This window comes from Brotaphodocola sp. (assembly GCF_050873065.1).
In the GTDB taxonomy this organism is placed as follows: domain Bacteria; phylum Bacillota; class Clostridia; order Lachnospirales; family Lachnospiraceae; genus Brotaphodocola.
Window position 1 is genome coordinate 1 of sequence record NZ_JBNMIC010000017.1, and the last position, 24,999, is coordinate 24,999.

Annotated in this window: 19 protein-coding genes; 2 read left to right on the forward strand and 17 right to left on the reverse strand. The window is 48.6% G+C overall.

Annotated features, from left to right (window positions below; translation table 11 throughout):
- Positions 1-173: 173 nt before the first annotated feature.
- The 13 genes from ACR0QE_RS06365 to ACR0QE_RS06425 all read right to left on the reverse strand — a co-directional run bounded on the left by ACR0QE_RS06365 (position 174) and on the right by ACR0QE_RS06425 (position 17,016).
- Positions 174-1,046: a carbohydrate ABC transporter permease gene (locus ACR0QE_RS06365; RefSeq protein WP_432627523.1), complete on the reverse strand. Its 873-nt coding sequence runs from the start codon at positions 1,044-1,046 to the stop codon at positions 174-176.
- Entirely contained in the window at positions 1,046-1,930 is an 885-nt protein-coding gene (locus ACR0QE_RS06370) for a carbohydrate ABC transporter permease (RefSeq protein WP_432627524.1), read from the reverse strand. Before ACR0QE_RS06370 ends, ACR0QE_RS06365 begins: the two co-directional genes overlap by 1 nt.
- Before the next feature lie 211 nt (positions 1,931-2,141).
- Positions 2,142-3,476, reverse strand: a complete 1,335-nt coding sequence (locus ACR0QE_RS06375) for an ABC transporter substrate-binding protein (RefSeq protein ID WP_432627525.1) — start codon at positions 3,474-3,476, stop codon at positions 2,142-2,144.
- Between the two features lie 445 nt (positions 3,477-3,921).
- Complete coding sequence (locus ACR0QE_RS06380; RefSeq protein ID WP_432627526.1) at positions 3,922-4,368, reverse strand: RrF2 family transcriptional regulator; 447 nt, start codon at positions 4,366-4,368, stop codon at positions 3,922-3,924.
- A gap of 5 nt (positions 4,369-4,373) precedes the next feature.
- Positions 4,374-5,309 (reverse strand): cysteine synthase A, encoded by a 936-nt coding sequence (gene cysK / locus ACR0QE_RS06385; protein ID WP_432627527.1) that lies wholly within the window; start codon positions 5,307-5,309, stop codon positions 4,374-4,376.
- A 308-nt stretch (positions 5,310-5,617) separates the two neighbouring features.
- Positions 5,618-6,220 (reverse strand): metallophosphoesterase family protein, encoded by a 603-nt coding sequence (locus ACR0QE_RS06390; RefSeq protein ID WP_432627528.1) that lies wholly within the window; start codon positions 6,218-6,220, stop codon positions 5,618-5,620.
- A gap of 139 nt (positions 6,221-6,359) precedes the next feature.
- Positions 6,360-8,279 (reverse strand): BMP family ABC transporter substrate-binding protein, encoded by a 1,920-nt coding sequence (locus tag ACR0QE_RS06395; protein WP_432627529.1) that lies wholly within the window; start codon positions 8,277-8,279, stop codon positions 6,360-6,362.
- Positions 8,280-8,557: 278 nt separating this feature from the next.
- Entirely contained in the window at positions 8,558-11,704 is a 3,147-nt protein-coding gene (locus ACR0QE_RS06400) for a DEAD/DEAH box helicase (protein WP_432627530.1), read from the reverse strand.
- A gap of 153 nt (positions 11,705-11,857) precedes the next feature.
- A complete protein-coding gene (locus ACR0QE_RS06405) occupies positions 11,858-12,586 on the reverse strand; it encodes a sulfite exporter TauE/SafE family protein (protein ID WP_432627531.1) in 729 nt (242 codons plus the stop codon).
- Positions 12,587-12,811: 225 nt separating this feature from the next.
- On the reverse strand, positions 12,812-13,666 hold the full coding sequence (locus ACR0QE_RS06410; RefSeq protein ID WP_432627532.1) for a glycerophosphodiester phosphodiesterase family protein: 855 nt from the start codon (positions 13,664-13,666) through the stop codon (positions 12,812-12,814).
- 74 nt (positions 13,667-13,740) lie between these two features.
- Positions 13,741-14,559 carry a carbohydrate ABC transporter permease gene (locus ACR0QE_RS06415; RefSeq protein WP_432627533.1) on the reverse strand — a complete coding sequence of 273 codons (819 nt, stop codon included), beginning with the start codon at positions 14,557-14,559 and terminating at the stop codon, positions 13,741-13,743.
- On the reverse strand, positions 14,559-15,446 hold the full coding sequence (locus ACR0QE_RS06420) for a carbohydrate ABC transporter permease (protein WP_432627534.1): 888 nt from the start codon (positions 15,444-15,446) through the stop codon (positions 14,559-14,561). Before ACR0QE_RS06420 ends, ACR0QE_RS06415 begins: the two co-directional genes overlap by 1 nt.
- Positions 15,447-15,666: 220 nt before the next feature.
- A complete protein-coding gene (locus ACR0QE_RS06425; RefSeq protein ID WP_432627535.1) occupies positions 15,667-17,016 on the reverse strand; it encodes an ABC transporter substrate-binding protein in 1,350 nt (449 codons plus the stop codon).
- Positions 17,017-17,219: 203 nt separating this feature from the next.
- Between ACR0QE_RS06425 and ACR0QE_RS06430 the strand changes: the two genes are divergently transcribed.
- The gene (locus ACR0QE_RS06430) at positions 17,220-18,980 is read left to right on the forward strand and encodes a cache domain-containing sensor histidine kinase (protein ID WP_432627536.1); all 1,761 of its coding nucleotides are present in this window, start codon (positions 17,220-17,222) and stop codon (positions 18,978-18,980) included.
- Positions 18,977-20,359 carry a helix-turn-helix domain-containing protein gene (locus tag ACR0QE_RS06435; RefSeq protein ID WP_432627537.1) on the forward strand — a complete coding sequence of 461 codons (1,383 nt, stop codon included), beginning with the start codon at positions 18,977-18,979 and terminating at the stop codon, positions 20,357-20,359. Before ACR0QE_RS06430 ends, ACR0QE_RS06435 begins: the two co-directional genes overlap by 4 nt.
- Before the next feature lie 39 nt (positions 20,360-20,398).
- Here ACR0QE_RS06435 and ACR0QE_RS06440 read toward each other — a convergent pair whose 3' ends face one another.
- Genes ACR0QE_RS06440 through ACR0QE_RS06455 form a run of 4 tightly spaced genes read right to left on the reverse strand, consistent with a single transcriptional unit; the run spans position 20,399 to position 24,802 of the window.
- Positions 20,399-21,721 (reverse strand): lactate racemase domain-containing protein, encoded by a 1,323-nt coding sequence (locus tag ACR0QE_RS06440; RefSeq protein ID WP_432627538.1) that lies wholly within the window; start codon positions 21,719-21,721, stop codon positions 20,399-20,401.
- A 44-nt stretch (positions 21,722-21,765) separates the two neighbouring features.
- Complete coding sequence (locus tag ACR0QE_RS06445; protein WP_432627539.1) at positions 21,766-23,259, reverse strand: tripartite tricarboxylate transporter permease; 1,494 nt, start codon at positions 23,257-23,259, stop codon at positions 21,766-21,768.
- Between the two features lie 12 nt (positions 23,260-23,271).
- Positions 23,272-23,739, reverse strand: a complete 468-nt coding sequence (locus ACR0QE_RS06450; RefSeq protein WP_432627540.1) for a tripartite tricarboxylate transporter TctB family protein — start codon at positions 23,737-23,739, stop codon at positions 23,272-23,274.
- Positions 23,740-23,758: 19 nt separating this feature from the next.
- Positions 23,759-24,802 (reverse strand): tripartite tricarboxylate transporter substrate binding protein, encoded by a 1,044-nt coding sequence (locus ACR0QE_RS06455; RefSeq protein WP_432627541.1) that lies wholly within the window; start codon positions 24,800-24,802, stop codon positions 23,759-23,761.
- Positions 24,803-24,999: the final 197 nt, after the last annotated feature.

Here is a 24,999-nt window from a genome sequence, read left to right on the forward strand (position 1 = left end):
CACAAGATCAGTGACATAATCCAGATGGAAAAATATCGAGTCCTCTATCAATGTGCAAGGGAATGCAATGATTTTGACTCCTTTGTAAAGACCGTGGCGTAGTTTTGTGCAATTTTTCAAATTTGCTCATTTATAGTATTAAGAAAAAATTCGGCATTTCAGGATACATTGTATCATGATTTGACTGCACCTGCTACCACACCACCAATAATATATTTCTGCAAACAGATATACACAACAATAATCGGTGCTACAATCATCACAAGAGCTGCCATGATCTTTCCGAGATCATTTGAGAAAGTTCCATAGAATGTGCGGATTGCAAGCGGAAGGGTGTACAGATTCTTCTTTCCGAGAACCAGATTCGGAAGCAGGTAATCGTTCCAGAGTCCGAGCAGATTCAGAATCAGAATCGTGGAAAGAATCGGTTTCATAAGCGGAAGTACCACTTTGAAAAAGATCTGAGGTCTGGTACATCCATCAATCTTTGCCGCCTCCTCAAGTGCCATCGGCACATTTGTCTTGATAAAGCCGTGGCACATAAAAATCGCCATTCCCGTTCCGAATCCCAGGTTCATGAAGATCAGCGTCGCTCTCGAGTTCAGGATTCCAAAGACATTTCCGTAAATAGAAACAAGTGGAATCATGATCACCTGAAACGGAACTACCATATACGCAACCATCAAAGCAAAAAAGATTTTGCATGCCAGCCAATCTGTCCGGACAAAGAGATATGCCGCCATCGACGAAAACAGAAGAATCAGGATTACGCTGACTCCGCTTACCAGAATACTGTTAAAGAATGCAGATCCGAAATCCATCTCCGTAAATGCCTTCACATAGTTGACAAACTGAAATCCCTTGTCATCCACAAGTGCCAGCGGATTCTTGACGATGTTGACCTTACGTTTTAAGGAGTTAATAATCACCATGAAAAACGGAATCATATAAAACAGAAACATCAGAGTGACAAAAATTGTCTTCGCTACCTGCTCCACCGTTTTCTTCGTTCCACCAACCTGCATGGACTTTCCTGCTTTTGCCATTATGCTTCCACCTCCTTGGATTTTCCCATCGAGATCTGGATAAATGCAATGATTCCCATTACAAGGAACAGTACCAGTGCCTCAGCCTGTCCCAGACCGTACTGATGATTCTCAAATGCCTGTGTGTAAATATGCATTGCTGCGAGTTTCGTACTGTCATACGGCCCTCCTGCCGTCAAGGAAAGGTTCAGATCATACACCTTAAAACATCTCGTGATCGACAAAAACAGACAGGTAACAAATGCCGGAACCATCATTGGCATCCGAATATAGCGAGTCAACTGAGATGCATTCGCTCCATCGATTCGAGCTGCCTCAAGAAGATCGGTCGGAACACTCACAAATCCTGAAATATAAATCAGAAGCATATATCCTGAATACTGCCAGGTCGTGACGATGACGAGAGCGGCAAATGCTCCACCCGGGGAAGACAGCCAGGACTTTGCAAAAATAGGAAGGGAAACCACATTTCCGAGATCCACCATAACCCTCGAAAAGATAAATTGCCAAATATATCCCAGAACAATTCCACCAATCAGGTTCGGAGTGAAAAATCCTGCACGCAGGAAATTCTGTCCCTTAATTCCACTCGTCAGAAGATAAGCCAGTGCAAATGCCAATGCATTGATAAAGACAACCGACAACGCCACATACTTAACCGTGAGCCAGAGCGAATTCCAGAATGCTCCATCCCGAAAGACCGCTATGTAATTTGTCAGACCTACGAACGGCTTTGCGTTTGTGAAACCATCCCACCCGGTAAAGGTCAGATACACACCGTAGATCATCGGGATGATTACCACAAGAACAAAGGATATCACGGCCGGTCCTGCAAAGATCAAAAAGGTACCGCATTTCCTTCCAAAACTTTCTTTCGCTTTCATATTGATCCAAACTCCTTTTTATGTCCTCACAAAATCAGCGGACGCGCCACCGGCGTCTCCTTATCATGCAACAGAACAACAAATATGTCTTGAAAATTTTCTACTATCCCAAAACAGGCACCGAGTCGAAAGACATCTCTTCCGCTCCGGTGCCTGTCCTCCGATGAAGAATCTTAAAACCCAGAATTATTTTTCAGTGAATGACTCATAATTAATGATTCTTCCAGTAATCATCCAGATAACCTGCAAGTTCTTTTCTGTCCAGCTCTCCTGCCAGATACTTCTGCATATAAGCAGCCAGTGTACTTCTATGGTCAGACGGGATCGGAACGTAAGCATTGACCTTGCCCTCATCTACATATTTCTTTACGCTCTTATTGAAATCGTTCGTCATATCCATCTTGATGTTGTTGAATGCCGGAACCAAATTACACTTATTGACAATAAGATCCTGACCTTCCTCGTCATACACGAGCCAGTTGAGGAAATCTTTTGCTGCCTGCTGCTGTTCCGGAGTTGCTTTCACATTGTCGATTGCGATGAACTTTGTTGCATTTGCATTCAACTGACCAGCAGAGGTGAAATCACCATTTACCGGGTACGGCATAATTCCATAACTCATACTTCCATCCACATACTCTTTGGTATCCGGCCATGCCCAGCTTCCGTTCAACCAAAAAGCAGCCTCACCCTCAGCAAGATAACTTGCATTCAAATCATAGTCTGATGCAAGCGGATCTGCCTTGTTGATGTTGTTGGCAATCAGCACATCCATCGTGTCATAGAGAGCATTGAAAACAGCATCATCCTCAAAGTTTGCCTTGCCCTGTCTTACCTCATCGAGGAAAGCAAGTGCATCCTCTGCCTTTCCGGTGTGCATCTTGTAGATGTACTGTAAGAAGTGCTGTCCGATCGACCAGTCCTCAGAGTTTAAGATCACCGGGCTCTCCATTCCACCCTCTTTGAGCTTGTCAAGAAGAGGCTTGAACTCGTCCAGTGTTACATAATCCTCCGGCTTGAACTCCTCACCGGTGATCTCCTCAATCGCCGTCTTGTTGTAGATCAGACCTGCTGCCTCAATACACAGCGGGAATCCGTAGAGATTATCATCTACCTTGATGCCAAGCAGGTCGCCACCGTCTGCAACCCACTTCTCATCGTTGAGCGGAAGCAGTTTCTCTGCCGCAACATCCTTAATGTTGGAATAATCTCCAATGATCAGCGTTGCCGGATCACCTGCTGCATACTTCTGAGCAATCACCTCACCCGGCTTGTCTGTGCTGTAAACCTCGATCTCCACACCGGTCTTCTGCTGGTAATCCTTCACAGCCTCCTCAAGTGCATCCTCGATCTCCGGTTTGCTGTTCATCATCGTGAGTTTCACGCCCTCACCAGATGCAGAAGAAGACTCGGATGCGGATTCACTGCCAGCCTCAGCAGAAGTACTCTCCGCTGTTGTCTCAGTGCTCTGTCCGGAAGAACAGCCCATCAATCCTGCCGTCATCGCTACTGCCATTGAACATGCTACCAATCTTCTCAGTTTCATTTTGTTTCCTCCTCACTTTTGAATCTCTTCCGTTTGTTTCTCCGTGTCTATAATATAGAGCATTTTTATATAAATGTCAACCGTTTTCATAATTTTATTTTGTGCATTTTCATATTTTTTTTGCTATACATCCATAGTTCTCGCCTTATAAGTGTCTTTTTCTCCTGTTTTATCACTGTTTTTAGCGGTTTTTTAGCGCTTTTGCCGTGTGATTGTTCGTATTTTTCTTTTTGTTTTGCTTTTGTAGTGTCAATCGTTTTCACCATTGAGATAACACATCAAAATCTTATATTCCCAGTTACGATAAACTCTGCCAGTAAAAAGCTTCAAATCAACATCTGCACGCAAAAAGAGTCCCCGACTCCCCCGCACTTTTCATGTGAGGAAATCAAAGACTCTTCTCAATGATTTTTCTAAAGTTTTTCTGGGCAATTCTGATTCTTCATCAGATATAATACATATCGCTTCCGTAGGCGCTGTACTCCTGAGCCTCCCTCACCAGATCCGCGAGCGTGAGCTGGGAAAGGATCTTCTCAAGTTCCTCATTCACCCGGTCGACGATGAGTTTCTGCACGGCTCTCGGAGCTCCCTGGGACCTGCAATTCTCCGGGATCTCCTCATTCTCGAGGCGGAACGATCCCTCGAGCACTGTCACAATCTCCGCCACGCTGATTTCTTTCGGATCACGGCTTAAAAAATATCCGCCCTGCGGGCCCTTGACACTTCTTACAATCCCTGCTTTCCTGAGACTCGCAAATACCTGCTCCAGATACTGCGGAGAAATTCCGTTGCGCTCTGCCACATTTCCAAGCGCCACCTGCTCATCCCGTGAATGGATCGCCAGATCGATCAGTGCCCGAAGCCCGTATCTGCTCTTCATGGAAAGTTTCATGAGATTTACTCCTCTCCAAACAGAGGGGTGGAATAATAGCGGTCTCCGTTATCCGGAAGCAGAGCTACGATCGTCTTTCCCTTGTTCTCCGGACGCTTTGCCAGCTGGATTGCTCCGTAAAGAGCAGCACCGGAAGAAATTCCGACTAAGACGCCCTCTTTCTTTGCCAGCAGTTTGCCGGTTGCAAATGCATCCTCATTTGCTACGGTAAATACCTCATCATATACCTTGGTGTTCAGGACATCCGGAACGAAGCCTGCGCCGATTCCCTGAATCTTGTGCGGGCCGCTCTTGCCCTCAGACAGAACCGGTGAGCTTGCCGGCTCAAGTGCCACGATCTTCACATTCGGATTCTGGGACTTCAGATACTCACCGACACCGGTCAGGGTACCGCCGGTACCAACACCTGCGATGAAGATGTCTACCTTTCCGTCCGTATCATTCCAGATCTCCGGACCGGTTGTCTTTCTGTGAATTGCCGGGTTTGCCGGGTTTGTGAACTGTCCCGGGATGAAGCTGTTCGGAATCTCCTTTGCCAGCTCCTCAGCCTTTGCGATTGCGCCCTTCATGCTCTTTGCTCCCTCAGTCAGAACAAGCTCTGCACCGTATGCTTTCAGGATATTTCTGCGCTCTACGCTCATCGTCTCCGGCATCGTCAGAATCAGGCGATATCCTCTGGATGCTGCGATGGATGCAAGACCGATACCGGTGTTTCCGGAAGTCGGCTCGATGATCACAGAACCCTCTTTCAGGATTCCCTTCTCCTCTGCGTCCTCGATCATTGCCTTTGCAATACGATCCTTAACGCTTCCTGCCGGATTGAAGTACTCTAACTTTACCAGAACGGTTGCTTCCAGTCCCAGCTCTTTCTCAATATTTGTCACCTCTACAAGAGGGGTATTTCCAATCAGATTCTGAACTCCCTTATAAATATTAGCCATATTCGTTCCCATCCTTTCACTGATTTGATTTTTCATAATTGTTATCAAACTCTTTATTCAACTCTTCATTCTCGAGTTATCCTATTCGTTTACTAGGAATTGTCTGTATTATAATCCCGCTTTACCTATTTGTCAAGTATGTTTTATAGGTTTTATTTTGAATATTTATAAATTTTCGTTTTTCCAACACGTTTCTGTTTCTCCCCCGTTCCATAAAAAAATTTACAGGATACGATTTCCTATTTCCATAAAATAACTTATAAAACAACAAAAGAAGATTCCCATTCTCTGGAAATCTTCTCTCGCACTTATCCTTCCGGATACTCAATGATATAGTGATCGTAGGCGTTGACGACCATCGTATTCTCATACTTGTCCATGCGCTTAAATCCTTTTCCGTATGTTGCATGGACATGGCCGTGAACAAACAGTTTGGGCTGATATTTCTGAATCAGCTCAAGAAAACAGGCAAATCCCTGATGCGGAAGGTCCTCCATATCATTTAACCCCTTTGCCGGGGCATGAGTGACCAGAATGTCAAATCCCTTGCGCATCTTAAGTTTCAGCCACAGATGGCGGATCCGTCTCTCCATCTGGTGCTCCGTGTACTGATTTTCTGCCTCCTGACGATAGCGCATCGAACCGCCAAGGCCCAGAATCCGGATCCCCTTATACACATAGATGTCATCCTCGATGCAGATGCACCCGCCAATTTTCTCGTCCTTGCTCCAATGATCGTGATTGCCCAGCACATACAGCACCGGCGCACGGCTGACCGAGGCAAAAAAATCAAGATAATTCCTCCTCAAATCCCCACAAGCCAGAATCAGATCCACATCCTCAATCTTTTTCGGCTCAAAATGCTCATACAATGCCTTGGACTCGTCGTCTGCCAGTACCAGTATTTTCATAATTTTCCCCCTGCCCTGTCTCCTCATTTTTCTGTTTCAGGCACATTTACACACTTTTTCGGGGATGCCTCTCCTCAAAACATCCCCCAAAGTCCCTATTTGAAAGAACTCCTCTACCGCTCCGCTTTAGACGAGATATTCAGGCGTGCTCCAGTTTCAGTCGAATCTGCGGTTGAATCTCATCCTGGAAATACTCAACCGGCGGAATCTCTCCCACGATATTCTCCGCAAGCCAATCCATCCGCACAATCTCCTCCGGCGTCAGGCTGCGACCTTCCTCTCCGACCACAATCCCGTTCTGCGCAGCGATCGGTCCCTCAAACGGCTGGAAGGAACCACTGCGAATCGAACTCTTTAAGAAGCGAATCAGACGCTTCGTGTACTGCGGCAGATTCTCTGTGCAGACAACATCGAGCACATCGGCAGACATGCCCCACCAGAAATTCACTGCCTTCTTGCCCTTCAAATCTTTTGAATCGAGTGCTCCGCGGCAGATCAGGCGGACAAGACACTCATAAAATTTTCCCCAGTCATTGAGCGTTGTCGCCAGATTCTCCACCTTTCCGTCCTCGCACCGATGGAAGAGACCGAATTCTCTCGATGCTGCATTCGGCGTAATCATATCGTTTCCGGAAATGTAGCGGATGCCCTCTTTCTCCCAGTCCACGGTGTCGTACTCCGGACGGATTCCCGACCAGCGCAGGTAAACCTTCGCGCGTGGATTGATCATGCGTGCCCCCATTGCAAACGCGTTGATGCTGCTGATTCTCCCATAGCTAGGGAAATCGCCGAGATATCCGAGTTTCTCAGAATCACTCATTGCCGCTGCCAGCGCACCCATCAGGAATTTAGCCTCATAGATACGCGTGTAATACGTATAAATCGACGTGTAAGAGATGTTTACGGAACAGTTGAAAATGCGGATGGACGGATGATCCAGAGCTGCCTTCACGCATGAGAGCGCCATCTGGGGCATCGTCGCAAAAATCACATTGCAGCCTGCCTTCACGGCCTCGTTGATCGCCTCATCCACCTTTTCCTCTGTGTCCGCATTCTCAAACTTCATCGTTTTCAGTCTTCCCTCGAAACACTGCTCAAGATACATGCGTCCAAGTTCCTGAGAGTAGACTCTGCTCGAGTGTTCGCGGTCACGCGCATAGATAAATGCCAGTTTGAGCATCTCCGGCTCGATCGACGGGCGGAACCAGTCCATCAGGCGCGACGGAGCTGCTGCCTCCGCCTCCTCCGGCTGCTGGACAACAGCGATCTTTCCGCCGCGGGACTGCTGAAGGAGTTCCTCCCAGATCTTGTTTAAGTCCTGCGTCATCTGGTCCGGCGTGCGGTCCTTGATCTCCTCATATCCATAAATCGTCACATAGTCAAGAAATGCATCCGACGCTGTCATCTCCATGTCTTCCGAGCGTTTCTCCTCAAACACTTTGGAGAAACGGTCATGGGCACTCTTAAAATACTGCCGCTCATCTTCTGTCCAGACCTCTCCCGGTTTCTTTCCCATCGCCTCGAGAAGCTTGTTATATCGTCCTTCCTCACTGAACCAGACATCCGAGTTGAAAGACACCTGATAGAAATCCAGGAATTCATAGTAAAGGCGGATGTCCTTATCGTCCGTTTTTCTCGGGATCAGCCGAATTACCGATGCCGAAATGCTGTACGCATGCACGTACTTGAGGACGCTGACGCGCTTATTTCCCTCCTGCACGTAATAACGGTTCATAAATTCATAAGCCACGATCGGGTCATGAATTCCCTCTTCGATCTGATGATCATAAAGGTACGCCCACTTCGCGCCAAACTCCGTCTTTTCCCCGAGAAGCGGCATGAAATTGCCTGCAAATGCCTCTGTCCGCCCCTGCGTCTTTGTTCCCACAATTTTCTCAAGCGGAACATCGATCACGCCGAGGTTCACTTCCGAGACAATATCAGTATTCGCAAGGATCTGGTCCAGCACCGGAAGATAGGGATATTCACCTTTCGAAACTGCCAGCTGATATTGTTTGCGTCCCTGGCGAAGCGCACCGATGTAATCATATAAAGCCATGTTCTTCTGCCGTCCTTTCTGTCTGTTTTTTATATTTCTGCATTTTATTTTCTATTTTTCTTTTTTTATTTCATTTTTTATTTTATTTTTCTATGAATTACCACGTCTGAAGTCTCCGTTTCCTACGCCATCAGGCGTGGTACTACATTTTCTGCTCTTCCTGCATCAATTGTTTTCCCATATCTCCTGGCATCAATCTCTTGCATCACAATGCCAGATTTAACCGGTGTCACAGCAAATCTGACAGATACCGCAAGTACAGACAAGTACAGCAAGCACTACGACAACAGCTTCAGCAGTTCTTCCCTGCTCAGGGAGGTCAGAGAAAGCGTCTCTCCCTCAATGACCTGACGCGCCAGATCCTGCTTCTGCTCCTGAAGTTTGAGAATGCTCTCCTCGATCGTATCTTTCATAATCAGTTTAAATACCGAAACCTGTTTCTGCTGTCCGATCCGGTGCGTGCGGTCTGTCGCCTGATTCTGGGCCGCGACATTCCACCACGGATCATAATGGATCACCACATCCGCCGCAGTCAGATTGAGTCCTGTGCCGCCTGCCTTCAGAGAGATCAGGAAAATCGGAACCTCATCGGTCTGAAACGCCCCCGCAAGACGGATTCTCTCCTCCTTCGGCGTCGCCCCTGTCAGCACATGATAGGCGATTCCCTCTTTTGTGAGACGCTTGCCAATCCGCTCAAGCATCGAGGTAAACTGGGAAAACAGAAGAATCTTATGCCCTCCCGCAATTCCTCCCTGAATTAACTCGACACAGGTATCGAGTTTTGCGGAGGCTCCCCGGTAATTTGTGTAGCACAGAGCCGGATCGCAGCAGATCTGGCGCAGTCTCGTAAGCCCCGCCAAAATCTGAATCCGGTTCTCCCCGATTCCGCCGTCCATGTTCTGGATTTCCTCCTTCAGCTGCATCGCAGCAGCGCGGTAGAGATCCTGCTGAGTCTCCTCCGCCTGAGAGTAGACAACGGTCTCGAGCTTTTCCGGAAGCTCCTTAAGCACATCCTGTTTCATTCGGCGCAGGATAAACGGTCCCGTCAGTCTTCTCAGATCCTCAAGTGCCCTTCCGTCGCCGTCACGCACAATCGGAAGTTCAAATTTCTTCTTGAATCCCGAGTAGGTATGCAGAAATCCCGGCATCAGGTACTCGAAAATACTCCACAATTCGCTTAAACGGTTTTCAATCGGCGTTCCCGTCAGCGCAAAGCGTGTGCGCGACTGGATCATTTTCACTGCCTTTGCCCCCTGGGTCGCCGGATTCTTGATATACTGCGCCTCGTCAAGAATCTGGAAACGGAACTTGCGGTCCTGATACCACATTACATCCCGCTTTAAGAGATCATACGAGGTAATCAGAACACCCGGAACAGCTTCCTTTAGCACTGCCTCGCGCTCCGCCGCATTTCCGGCTGCCGTCCGAACCGGAAGATCCGGTGCAAAACGCCGGATCTCCTGCTCCCAGTTATAGACGAGAGAGGCCGGACAGACGATGAGGAAAGCAGAATCCGGATTGCGCTGCGCCTCATCGAGCAAAAGTGTAATCACCTGAATCGTCTTTCCAAGGCCCATATCGTCCGCAAGAATTCCGCCAAATCCCCAGGTATCTAACGTCCTCATCCAGCGGTATCCCGTCTTCTGATACTCTCTGAGCACGGAGCGGAGCGTCGCCGGGATCTCATAGTCGCTGTCCTCCACCGACTTCATTCCGCGCACAAGCGCCTTGAACAGATTGTCGCGGTAAAATGTGATGCCGCTTCCCTCCTTGAGCACACTGTCAAGGTAGAGCGCACGAAATGCCGGCACACGGATTTTCCCCTCCGCAAGCTGCGCCCGATCGACCTCAAGTCCGTCGACAAGGCGGGCCACCGTCACCATTCCTCCTGCATCGAGGCGAAGAAATTCTCCATTCTTTAAGCGGTAGTACGGTTTTTTCGGATCGTATCCCGCGAGAATTTTCTGGAACTGTTCCGGCGTCATTCCGTCCGCCTCGACATCGAGGTTGAGCCATCCCTCCTGCGCCTGGACACGGACTTCGACTGCCGGAGGCGCAAGCACGCGGATCTTCTTCGCCGCATCCGATACATAGACTTCTCCGAGTGCCATGAATTCCTTCATGCCCTCATTCAGGAGGCGGTACATCGCATCGTCATCGTCGCGGATCAGAAGTGTCTGGCTCTGCTCATCCTGATACTTGAAATAGCGCGTGATGACCTGGCTGATCCGGAATTCTCCCGGGACATCCCTGCACACCGTCCTCGGGACCTTGTCATCCTCAATCGGCTGAAAGGAGAAATCTCCGTAGGAGAGCACTGGCTTCATCGTCAGTTCTCCCGGCGCATGGCTGTCAAACGAGAACGAGGCGTGAAGTTCCTGCGGGCGATAACTCTCCAAATCGATATCCTTGACCTCGAATTTCGTGTACGGGAGAATCTTTTTTAAGACGCGCTCATAGAAAAGCGGCATGTCGCGGTCCTGAATCTCCATCGTGTGGCTGCGCCTGTCCTTGAGCATCTGGGCAAGAAAAATGTCCATCTTGGCCGACACTTCCGGCTCCATGCACATCAGATGTGTGCCGATTCCCACATACCACCGCGTCTCGCCGGAAAATCCGTAGAGATTCTCATCCACATGAATCTTCACGCCGTCACGCCCCGCGCGCTCAATCTGAACCGCGATTGGAATCATTTCCTCCTTCACCTGCATCTGTGTGCTGTTGCCGAGCAGATCTTCCACCTCTAACTCCCGCCCCTCCATCAGCTTGAAGAAACGGTCACGATTGCCTCTGCTTAAATTCAGTTCCCGCAGTTCCTTCACCGTCACAAAGGAGCTCTTCCGAAACTGCTCAAAATGCTCCTGATATACATTGACAAGCTCCATCAGAAAGGCGCACAGAGGCCTGTCCTCCTCGACAAAGGAGTCAAGGCTGTGATGGAAACTCAGCGTCTTTCCATATGCAATCTGCGTTCCGCTCTCCACGGCATGGACAAACTCCGCAAGGTCTTTCACCACATACGTCCGGTCGCGCCCGATCTTGAATTCCAGACTCGTTCCCCCGTCCCGCTTCAAGATCAGTCTCGGGATCAGGCGGATTCCGCGCACCTCTCCCTCCTTAACAATCTCGGCCACCTCGCGGTTCGTATATTCCCGAATCATCGTTCGGATCTCCTGCGACGTCATGACCGGTCTGCCGTTTTTGATCGCCTGCTCTTTCTGCCAGGCTTCCCAGACAAATTTTTCGTGCTCACACATCGCATATTTTTTCAAACCAGTCTTTACACAAGAACAAGAGTAGCCGCTCAGCTGACTACCCTTGACAAAAAGACTTATTTCATAATGATTGCCCGCGTCTTCTACCGACGCCTGAACCCCAAGTTCTCCTTTCCAGAAAGTGCTGGTTTTCATTTCGGTAATTTTCATACGCTTTTCCTTCCGGACGATCCGGACCAGATCGTCCAGTCTATCCTTTCACAGGCTGCATGTTGTCTCATCTTCATTGCTTTTCCCTTTATTGTACTTTATTCCAGCCCATTTTTCAATACCGAAACACACCCCTTCTTCCACACAAAAATTTTAGAAGCGGATCAGCACAGCTCCCGAAATCATCAGCATCACGATGACAGCGGTCTTCACCTTTTTCTCATCAAGTCTTCCGGCACAGCCGAGTCCGACGCCAAGCCCCGCAATCATGCACGGAGCCAGAAAAAGTGCCTGCCGAACCACTGCCGCAGTCAGAATTCCGGTTCCCGCATAGAGGACAAAACGGTACAGATTTTCAATCAGGAAGACGACACTGATGCTTCCGCGAAATGTCCTCGTATCCTTTGCGGCCCGCCCGACATAGGCGGCGAGAAGCGCACCGATTCCAAACATTCCGCAGAGAATTCCGGAGAGGATTCCTGTGATCAGCATTCCCGCCCGCGAAGCGCTCCCGCACTTTCCCGCGCTTGCGCTTCTCTCGCGAAAGAGCATCTCCAGCGCAACAGCAAAGACAACCACTCCAAAAATCGACTTGACCTGCTCCACATTCAGATATTTGAGGAGAACGACTCCGCCCGTGCTTCCCGCAAGCATAAAGACCGTCAGCGGCACCCAGATCTTTTTGTCGGCATACCTGCGCTCCTTCCACACAAGAAACGCATTCGCCGGGATTCCGAGAATCAGCTCCACCGGCGAGATATTGATATTGTCAAAGCGAAAACTCAAAATCGAAGAAAACACCAGCGTGTTTGCAAATCCGCAGAATCCTTTCACAAAATACGCCAGAAATGCTGCCGCTGCCATCCATATGATCCGACCCATCTCCATTGTCTCTTTCCCCCGCCGCATTCTCCCAAAATTTTGTACAATCAGGCGCAGAGAAATATGAAACAAAAAAATGACTGCCCCTGCCATTCACGATTCCAACACGAAATTTCAGGGTGCAGTCATTCTCTTTCAACTTACTCTTATTTAAAAACCATTCCCAAAGGTTTCCAAATACATATTTTCTTTTTCCTGCGTCTTTTTACGTTTTCTTACACGTTCTTACGCTTCCTGGTGTTCCTTCAGATAGCAGGATACCTCATACGGCCAGTCTGTCTGGAGAATCAGCACACCGCGCCGGATCAGCTCGCCCCATCCCTTGTCTCCGCCGTAGCGCAGAGATTTCAGATCATCGTATCCTGCACCATAGACAAGACGTTTTGCCAGACTCAGCGAATTGCACCATACCTTGATCTCGTGGTCCTCAAGCCACTTGAAGCTCTCCTCCGAGAAAATCGGCTCGTCCACCGCGTGAGGCAGAATCTCAACAGCCGGAACGGATGCATGCTCTCCAAGCTCCAGCAGCTTCGGGAACATCTGCGGATCTCCGCACATCGGAATAAAGATGCAGTCCTCATGTGCCTTCGCCCACTCCATCGGCTCCTCATCCTTGAGATAGAATTTAAAGATTGCCTGCTTGACCATGTCTTTCTCGCACAGAAGAGCGTAAACCTTATCCCAGCAGTCCCAGCACTTGTCGAGAACAAGAACTGTCTTATCCTTTAAGCTGTCAAGAATCTCCTCAAACGTCTCGATTCCCTCGACGCAGATCTCACCGACATAGTTGTAAAGCGGCATTGCTCTCAGCTCTTCCAACGTGTAATCGCTGATTTTTCCGTCATTGTGGAACAGACGTTTCATGTCGTTGTCGTGATGGCCGACGATCCGTCCGTCCTTCGTCTCCTCCAAATCCATCTCCACCATATCGGCACCCTCTCCGATCGCAGTCAGAAAGGCGAGAGAGGTATTTTCCATCACACTGGAGGAAAATTTTCCTCGATGCGAAGCAATCAGAACCTCCCTGTTCTTCGCATCATATAATTTTTTCATTGTCTCCTGAAATGTCTTCGTCTTCATCCTCTTCACCCTAACACTTTTCCGTCATTCATTTTTATTCATCTTGAACCATTAATAACCAATAACCGTTTCCATTACTTTACAGCACTGTCCATTGCTCCCTTTACAAAGTACTTCTGCAGGAAGATGTATGCCAGTACCGGAGGCAGAACAACGATGAATGCTGCCGCTGCCGCTGCACCCAGATCCTGTTTGGAATCCGTAAAGAAGGTGCTGATTGCCAGTGTGATCGTTCTCATTGCCGGTTTCTGCAGGAAATACAGCTGGAACTGATAATCATTCCAGATTCCGACACCGTTTAAGATGATAACGCTGACCGTTGTGGATTTCAGGCACGGAAGGATGACGTAGAAGAAGGACTGCATCATGCTGCATCCGTCAATCATCGCTGCCTCGTCAAGATCCTTCGGAATGCTCTTGATAAAGTTGCTGTACATGTAAATTGCCATCGGCAGATGGAAGGTTGCCGATACAATCACGATGCCCCAGAAATGATTGATTCCCTTTAAGGATACCATTTCCTTATACAGCGGAACCAGAATACTCAGCTGAGGTACCATCATAACTCCGACGATCAGAGTCAGGATGATGCGGTTTCGTCTGCTCATCTTTCTTGCGAGCGGGTAAGCTGCCATCGCTCCGGCCACCACGATGATGATAACCGAGAGAAATGCGATAACCCAGGTATTCCACATGGCAGAGAGAAGATTTCCGTGTTCAATCGCTGTCGGATAGTTCTGGAAATACGGATGCAGTGCCGGCATCCATCTTGAGGAACGATCTGAGAGTTCCTTCAAGGACATGTTGATCATAATGTAAAACGGTGTGATGTGAAGCGCAATGATCAAGAGCGCTACCAGCGTCTGGAGCCACGTTCTGTCTTTCTTTTTCATTAGCTAAGCCCCTCCACTTTCTTCTCTAAGAAACGACGCACGATCGTTCCGATAATCATGATGATAACAAACAGGCAAAGTCCAACTGCTGCCGAGTAACCTGCATTCTGGTTTTGGAAGTACAGGTAGTTAATCAGGGTGGACAGGGAGTGGGAAGAATATCCCGGACCACCGGAGGTCGTTGAAAGGATGATGCCGAACAGTTTCAGACCACCGATTAAGTTGAGCACAACGCTGGTCGTGATTGCCGGAAGAAGGAGTGGCAATGTGATATAGCGAAGTCTCTGAAGATAACCGGCACCGTCAATCTCGGCTGCCTCCTCGTAGGATTCCGGAATTCCCTGAAGTCCTGCGATCATGATAATCATCGTCTTTCCAACGAACTGTAAGGCGTTGATGACTACGATGATCCATACTGCACGTTTGCCATCTGCCATCCAGTCAACCGGTGCTTTTCCGAACAGCATCACGATATCATTGATTGCACCGTGATTGTACTGTACAAGGAAGTAGGAAATATAACCCATAATCAGGGAAGCGATCATCGCCGGAAGATAGACAATCACGCGGGTGAGCGTCTGTCCATGAAACGTTTTTTGCAGAAGCAGGGCATATGCCACTCCGACAATTGTCTGAATCGTCGTACTTCCAACACCGTAGAGGAATGTATTCTTCAGCGCGGTATAGAACATCTTATCCTGAAACATTTTGACATAGTTTGCAAATCCCACATACTTGTATGTAGAAGAATATCCGTTCCAGTTTGTAAAGGAAATCTGGACTCCGGAAAGCAGCGGGTATACGACAAACACTGTCAGCAATACCAGCGCCGGCAGATACAAGATATCGATCGAGACCGATCTTGTGCTTTTCTGCTTCTGCTTCATTGTTTTCACGCTCCTTCTGTTGTGAACAGGGTTCCGTCTCCCATCTTTCTGGAAGCGGAACCCGTTGTTCATCTCTGCTTTTTGAGGCAGTATTTCTAGTTGCTGTTTACAAGTTTTCTATTTCTGTCAGATATTTTTGTCAGGTACTTCTGTCAACTTTGTTGTCGATTTTCTTGTCAGCTCTGCTGTCACCTTCGTTCTTTTGTTCGGCTATCGCTCTTTAGTTCTGCTCGCGAAGCGTATTGTAGTCGGTCTCCATGGTCTTTACGCTCTCTTCTACGCTCATCTCGCCGCCCATCAGTGCGGAACCGATGGTACGCATGGTGCTCCACATTCCACTCGGCAGATATACACGGTCGAAGGTCGGGCTGATCTTGACATCTGCATACTTCTTATAGTCTTCTGCTACTGCGCCAAGGTCCGGATCCACACCCTTCAGAGCGGAACGCTTACCACTTGCCTCGCAGACTTTCTTTACGTTCTCCGGCTTTGCCAGATATTTCAGAACTTCCAGGCAGAGCTCCTCGTGCTTTGTGTCTTTCCATACACCGTAAGCCTCACGCTCACCACCTGCAAATACCGTCTCCTGAGACTCATCAATCGTCGGGATCGGAGCCATGCCGTACTGAGCATCCGGGTTCAGCTCGGAAGCCTGACGGATCAGATCCATGTTGGAGGTGATTAAGAACAGTACATTGTTCTCAGACATACGCGGTGCGATATCAACGGTATCACAGGTTACGCAGTCCTCATTCAGATATCCGGAATCCTTCAGATCTACAAGCAGCTGGGAAAGCGGTGCCCAGTTGTTCCAGTCAAAGGAACCATCGAGAAGCTGAGAAGCGTAATCCTGATCGTTTCTTACTTCCAGATAAGTCTGAGCGGCAATGTCAAGCAGGGATGCCGGCTGTCTGCTGTCCTTTCCTGCGATGAATACGCCGGTGTAACCTTTCTCTTTGCCCTTCTCACAGATGTCTTTCAGCTCATCCCAGGTCTTCGGAATGTCCACACCGAGTTCGGTCAGCAGTTTCTTGTTGTAAAGCAGACCGCCCTGATCCATGTTCAGCGGAAGAACGAAGACCTGTCCATCTGCATTCTGAACATTGTCCATAAAGGACGGCTCAATCTCGGAGAACCAAGGCTGATCATTCAGCGGACGCAGGTACTCACTGTAACGTACAACGCTCCATCCGTGGGTTGCGAAGATATCCGGCAGATCGTTGGAAGCCATACGTGCTTTCATCAGCTGCTCGTAATCAGAACCCTGGGTCGTGTAGCTGATCTTGACATCCGGATTCTCCTGCATGAACTGCTCGAGAATCTCATTGACTGCCTTGTAAGTCTGCTCGTTGGCGTTGGTCACGATCTCGATCTCGCCTTCAAGCTTCTTGTTCTCGTCCTTGCTCTCCCCCTGAGCGGTGTCGGTCTTTGCTGCCTCAGCAGTTGTCTCGGTCTTCGATGCATCTGCTGCCGGTGCATCATTTGATGATGATCCGGAACATCCCGCAAGCCCTGCGGCTACGATCGCTGCGGTACCGATTGCCAGCCAGTTTTTTACGCTCTTTCTCATAAACTTACTCCTCCTGTAATATTATCGTGTTGCGCTTTCGCAACTCTTTTTGATGACTCTATTATATGATTCTTTTCTCCTCCGATGGTGTCAATTTTTTACGATTTCGTTGTACTTTCTTCCGGTTTTTTATGAAATATTGTAAAATTTATGTAAGGACAGTATAATAAATGTAGCATTTTTAACAAGGAGTACCCACTTTTATGCATACACATCGATCATTTTCGTTTCAACTTCAAAAGAGTTTCCTGGTCAGCACCTTTTTTCCGTTCATTCTCGTTGCATCCTTTATCGCTGCGATCTACTCCTCGATGTATCACCGTGACATCCAGACGCTTCTCGATTCCACGGCCCACTCGATGGTGAGCAACATCCGCACTTATATGAATGAACTCAATCAGCTCACGCTTCAGCCCTACTACACGCAGAAGGTTTACTACTATTTAAAAGCAAAATCTGTCGGCGGAGGAATGCGCAACAGTTTAAATGAGCTTGACGTTCAGCGCGAATTGGACGAAAATATGACTTATCTGCGCCTGAGCCGTCAGGACATTGACGGCATCTACATCATGTCCGGACACAACTGTCTGTACTACACCGTATCCGCACCGGACCACAAATCCGTCATCACCCCGTTTGCCTACTCTGCGGAAAGCTGGTATCGCCGTGCTCTCGCCGCAGACGGAAATGCCGTCACAATCGGGCCACACTTTCCGGATTACCTGCGCCCCACCGGAAAAACTCCTGTCGTCTCCGTCGCCCGCGCAATTCTCTCGCTCTATCCGAGATATCCGCTCTGCGTGATGAAGATCGATGTCAACACCTCGATGTTTGAGCGGATTTTCCGCGATTTCGCCCTCCACGTCGACGCGACGATCCTGATCCGCGATGAGAATGGCCGCATCGTATACGCCAACGCCCCTCTTGACTCGAAAGAGCAGGGCATTCTCTCCCGCGCCTCAAACGGGCAGACCGTCTCGATGAAGGGGGAATCCTACCAGATTCACGCCTACCCGATCAACGGATATCCGTGGAATATCTGCATTGCACTCTCCGGCAGGGAACTGAATGAGAGAATCCGCACGATCTATCTGAGCACCCTCTTTCTCTACCTGATCGGCATTGCAACCGCAACGCTTTCCCACGCTGTGACCTCCCGAAAGATGGTTCACGCAATCGATGCGATGAGACGGGTCTTTGACGGCATTCAGCATCAGGATTTCAGCAAGCGCTACGATTACGTCTCTCACACTGAGCTTGACGACCTCGGAGACCAGCTCAATTACACCTCCGAAAAGCTCGAGCAGACGATCAGGCAGGAGTACATTTTAACGATCAGGCAGAAAGACAGCGAATTTAAGGCGCTTCAGGCCCAGATTCAGCCGCATTTTCTGTTCAACACGCTCAATAACATGATCGCGCTGAATCAGATCGGAGATCAGAAGACGCTTGAGGACTCTCTGTACGAGCTTTCCGGAATGCTCCGCTACATTTTAAAGGCGCCGTCAATCATTCTGCTCTCCCAGGAACTTCAGTTCGTGAAAGATTACTGCGCGCTTCAGAAACTTCGCTTTAATGACCGTCTCACCTGTGAAATTCATTTAGAGATCCATCAGGAAAACTGGAAGATTCCAAAGCTCTTGCTTCAGCCGATCGTGGAAAATTCCATCCGCCACGGCGTGGAACCCTGCACGCACCCGTGCACAATCCTCATCTGTGCCAAGGAGGCAGAAGACGACGATGAGACTCTGTTAATCACAATCTCCGACGACGGCACGGGGTATGACATCGGTCAGTACGACACCAGCCAGACGACCGGCAGCGGCGGAATCGGCATCCGAAATGTCAGAGAGCGCCTGCTCTCCTTCTCGCCGGAAAGCACAATGGAAATTGAAAGTTCCGTCGGAAACGGAACGACAACCCGCATTCAACTCAAAAAAACACCGGAGGTCACACAACCATGAAAATTTTAATTGCAGACGATGAATCTCTTGTCCGCCAGTCCATTCGGCTCTTTCTCCTCGATCTCGGCATCCAGCCGGAAGATATGATGGAAGTTGCAAACGGATTCGCCCTCTCAGAGGCGCTTAAAAACAACTATTTTGATCTCGCCCTCGTCGACATTCAGATGCCCTACATGAACGGTCTCGAGGCAATCCGAGACGCACAGGCGAGCGCTCCCGATACGCTTTTCTATATCCTCACAGGCTTTGACGATTTCTCTTACGCGAGGGAAGCGCTCCGCCTCCAGGTAAAAGACTATCTCTTAAAACCGATCCGCAGAACCGAACTTGAGGGCATCCTCGAGGAAGTCATCTCCCACGTCGAGCAGAGAAAGGCGAGCCAGATCCGCGACTTAAAACTCTGCATCGCCTCCCTGTTCTCCGACGGAGGCCCGGGGCTTGCCGGTGTCACCCTCCCGATCCCCTGTCACCCGCTGCTTGTGACTTCCGACCAGCCCGGAACCGTCCTCTCCGGCTCCCGCTTCTCCGAAGAGGCCAATGACCACATGATTTTTATTCCATACCGGAGATCCGACCGGCTGTTTCTCTTCTTATTTGAGACTCCGGAATATCCAAACGGATACAGCGACTTTCTTCAGGAATTCACGAAACGCTACGGAAGCACCCACACAATCATAGAGGGAAAGACGTTCTCCGACACCGCGCTCTGGCCATCCGAATACCAGCGCATGACGACGCTCGCCTCCTGCCGTTTCCTGTTTGGCAGCAGCAGGTTTTACAAGAACACGACGACAGCGCCGGAACTCTCCCCGTTCGCGTCAGAGATCTGCACCCAGTGCCAGAACAGCCTGAACGCCTACACAAACGGAGATTACGCCGGATTTTCCCTCTCGTGTGAATTTCTGGCGCGCGAATTCCCACGCTTAAACGAGGAATCCCCCGTAAGTGCCACTCACCTCCTCGCTTTCCTTGAGCGCGCCTACGGGATCGATCCTGCTGCCCCGCTGTCCGGACAGTTCTCACGCCTCGCCTCGACAATGATCCAGAACACCTCGAGCGATTTCCGCTATGACGAAATTCTGCGCTACTTAGAGCAGCACTATCAGGAAGATTTAAGTCTCTCCTCCGTCGCCGACCGCTTCTGTCTCTCGCCCGGATACTTCTCGACGATCTTCAAGAAAAAGGCCGGCCACAATTTCGTTCACTATCTGACCCATCTCCGGATCCGCGAGGCCAAACGGCTGCTGATGGAGACGCAGATGACAATCAGCGAGATCGCGACCGCAGTCGGATACAGCTCCGCGAGCTTTTTCATCCGCTCCTTCAAAAAGACCGAGGGAATCTCCCCCTCTGAATACAGAAAGAGCAAGCATGCGTGATCCCACGCATGCCTGCTCTTTGTCTTTTTCTTTTCTTATTTACATTTTGTCAGAACAGATAACCGGCGTCACCACATTTCCGTTCTCATCGAATTCCAGACATTTCGGCTCATCGACAGCCTCTACACCCGGATATTTTCCTTTTTTCACATCTTCATAATAAGACTCAGAAAGCATGATCTCACCGATGTGAAGGCTGTTCGGAATCCGGACTACCCGTACATGCTTCTGATCAATCTTATTGCAGGTGCGGATACAGATCTGTATAGCTTCCTTGTCATTTGCCACCACACAAGGAATCCGGGCAGATGCCAGAACGGTACTTGTGATACAGTTCGGATACATCTTCTCCACATCCATTGCCTCAAAAATTTTTCGGGTGATTGCGGATGCCAAGCCACAGCCGAGTGCATTTCCATGCGACTCTTCACTCAAATTCAGGAAACAGGTCCGCTGTACCTTGATTCCGCCAGTCGCATAAGGAGTAGAAAATGTTCCGGTGATATTCGGATCTACCCCTGTTCCACTGTAATTCTTTCCTACTTCATCTACGACCAGAACATCCGTCTCATTTACCAGAAGTTTCGGCATATTTCCAAACGCAAACTTTAAGAGTTCCGGCTCCCTCGTCATAATATCCTTAGCGAGAATCGCCTCAATCTTGCAGGTCTCATCATAAGCATTCTCGATACACGGGATTGCAAAAAGAATCTTCGCCTTCTCAAGCACAACCTTCGCCATTGTCGGAATGTTTTTTGCAATCACATCCATCCCATCTGCATGGACTAAGGAAGCACCTTTCTGCTTGCCGAGTCCTACGGTCATCATCTTGCACGGACCACTCTCATACGGACCGCGGAATGCATTATGCGGCTTGAGGCGGCAGGAAACGATGATTCCATCTGCCTCATAAGCATTCTTGTCCAGGTAGACCGTCTTTCCACGTTCCGAAACTCCAAGTTCCACGACTTCCATCGAAGATTTAATCGGGCATCCCATACTCTCCGGTGTAATGTTGTACCCTGATAAAATCTCCAGCTGCCCTTCCGCAGTGGCTCCGCCATGGCTTCCCATTGCCGGAACAATAAACGGATGGGCCCCTCTCGATTTCACAAAATCGACGATCGCCTTTGTGATAATATCCACATTGCGGATTCCGCGGCTTCCCGCTGTGATCGCAATCTCCATGCCCGGTTTGATCAGAGATGAAAATTGTTCCTGCCCCATTTCCCGCTTTATCACAGCAGGAATATCCTCCGGACGAATCACATCACGCGGAAAGGTCTGCTTTGCATGAAACATCTTTGGAATTTCAATATCCCGCAATAATTCTGAAACTTTTCCACCTTCTACGATTTTCATAAATGCCTCCTTCTTTTCATCTCTGTATCAAACAGCTGTTCTCCTTAACACGCCTGTTTTTTCTGATAATAAGCTTTTAACTGTTTGTATCCGGTCCAAACCACCATCGCAACTGCTGCAACCATGAAAACTGCTGCAATCGGAGACTTGAAAAATGCCCAGAAATTATTATCTGTATACATCAGACCACGAATCAGGTTTTCCTCAACCACCGTTCCAAGAACAAAGCCTAAAATCATCGGTGCCTGCGGGAATTTATGGCGCATCATGAAATATCCGATCACACCAAACAGCAGGGAAGTCCACACATCAAACATATTGTGGTTGGTTCCATAAGTACCGACAATGCACAGGATCAATACTGCCGGAAGCAGGATGTATTTCGGCACTGCAAGTACCTTGATGAACAGGCGGATACCACCAAATTCTACAATGAGCATCACGATCGTCGCAATCAGAAATGCCGCAAAAATTCCATATACCAGAGTTCCGCTGTTTTTAAACAGAAGCGGTCCCGGTGCAATTCCATGAAGCGTCAGACCGCCAAGAATCATGGCTGTAACCGTGTCTCCCGGAATACCCAGAGTCAGAAGCGGAATCAGTGCGCCTCCGATCGAAGAGTTGTTAGATGTCTCTGTTGCAACGACACCGTCGATGATACCGGTACCAAATTTCTCCGGATATTTACTCTGCTGTTTTGCCACACTGTATGCGACAATGTTGGAAGTTGCACCGCCGATACCCGGAAGAATTCCAATGCCGATACCGATCAACGCTGAACGGATAAAGTTTACAAACTGCTCCTTGAACTCTTTCATAGTAATTCCAAAGCCTTTTATCTTGCAGTTCATGACCGTTGCCTTGTTTGCCGAAATGCCGTCTGCTCCAACTTTCAGGATCTCAGCAACTGCAAACAGACCGATCATAACAGGAAGCTGCTGGAAACCATTTTCAAGGCTCTGAATGCCAAAGGTAAAACGCTCTGCACCTCCGATCGAGGCAATTCCAAACAGGGAAAACGTCACTCCGGCGACACCACTCATCAGACCTTTTAATAGGTTGTCTCCCACCATTGCACCGATCATCGTCAGCGCAAACAGGCAGATTGCAAAATATTCATACGGTCCAAACTTTAACGCGATCTTTGCCAGAGACGGAGCGATAAAAATCAGTGCCACAATTGACAGAACCGTTCCAAGGAACGAATATAAGATTCCAACGCCGAGCGCCTTACCGCCTTCGCCTCGCTCCGCCATCGGACCACCATCAAATGTGGTCGCCACTGAGGACGGGGTTCCCGGAATCTTCAAAAGAATCGCAGAAATCAGACCACCCGAAGTTCCTCCTACATACAGCGCTACCAACATCGAGATTCCATCAAGCGGAGACATCGAGAACGTCAGCGGCAGGCAAAGTGCTACACCCATCGTAGAAGTCAATCCGGGAATGGAACCAAAAATAATTCCAACTACCACGCCGATCAAAATGACGACGAAGCAGTGCATATTCAATACGGAAAGTAAACCTTCAACAACCATGTGTGTTCCTCCTTATAAGATACCGGTCGGCAAAATCAGTGAAAATACATTTACAAACAACAGATTTACCGCGATCGGCAAAACGATCGATACGACTGCAAAAATAATGTAGTTCTTCTTATTTCGCAGTTCTGCCGGCACAAACAACATCATCTGGATGAACATGTATACAATTGAGGTAATCACAAATCCAATCGGTTTGAGCAGCAATACATAAACAAACAGCAGGACCAATGTGCTCAAGAAACCTTTTATACTGATCGGTGCCTCGTTTTTTCCTGTATCCGGTGTACGCAAACCAAAGACAAACAGCAGGATCGCTATAATCAGCCAGATGGTGCTGCACAGTTTTGGCATGAAGTCTCCACCCTGCCCCATGGCGGCGCCGACCTCAATCGTCTGCGCCGACAGCCACAAAATAGCGCCTGTAAGTACCAGTACCAAATTTACCAGAGTCTCTGATAACTTTTTTCCACTCATACGTTACGCCTCTCCATTTTTATTTTGCAGAAAAATCAATTTTCTGAAGCATCTCATCAATGTCCTTGTAGACAGCCAGTCCCTCTTCACCCGGCATAAAAGTTGGCTGCTGATAATAGGAGGAATAAATCTTTTCCTGATACTCACTGTCGTTCTGGATAATATCACCCAATGCATTGTTGAATTCGTCTACGAGAGCCGTATCTGTCCCCTTCGGGAATGCAAAGAAATAGTAGAACGGAAGCTCAATGTCATAACCCTGATTCTTCATTGCCTTAATGTCAATGTTTTCATCCTGTACCGTCAGGTCGCTGTTTCCATCCATTGCTAACGGAACCAGAGTGCCCTCTTTTACATAATCCTTGATGGAGCCGTAAGCGGCAAGAATCACATCTACATGGCCGCCAAGTACTGCTGCCAGACGGTCTGCTGCAGAACCTGCATCCACAATATTGAGATCAAAACCTGCATTCTTCATCTGGAGCGCTACGGCATAAGAGGTAGCACCCGTCTGTGCTGCTATCTTTAACTCACCCGGATGCTCCTTCGTATAGTTGTAAAGATCTTCCAGGCTGTTAATTCCAAGAGAAGCATTCACCGTCACAACATTGCCGACATTCTGTCCTGCAATCGCTGCAAACTGAAACTCATCAAATCCATAGTCTGTCGCTTTGCACGCCTTGTTTACCAGAAATGCAGTGTGATAAAACAGGACCGAACTTCCGTCATTCGCTGCATCTTTTACCTGTCTGGTTCCGGTCGCACCGCCATTTCCGTTTACATTGGAAACTACAAAGTTAGCCGGAAGTTTATCCGAAAGTTTCTGCGCCAGAAGACGTGCATTAAAGTCCGTGTCGCCGCCTGCACTTGCAGGTACCACGATCTCTACATTTTTCGGCCATTTTACTGTTGATGCCGTTGTGTCACCACTGCTCTTCTCATCTGTTGTCTTCTCCGTTGATGCAGAAGTCTCACTCTTTCCCGATGAATCTCCTGCTGAACAGCCAACTACCGAAAATGCCATAACCGCCGCCATAACCACTGCTAACCCCTTTTTAAACATAACCGTTTCCTCTCTTTCTCTTCATGTAAACGTTTAAAAGGTACTTTGTTTATGCCCTTATCATATCAGCCTCTTATAAAGAAGTAAATTTAAACATTTTTACTTTTCGTTTAGTTTTTCTAAATCAAAATAGGTCATTGTCTCTTCTTATTCCTTGTTATATACTGATACATATTATCATTTGGAACCAAAAGACA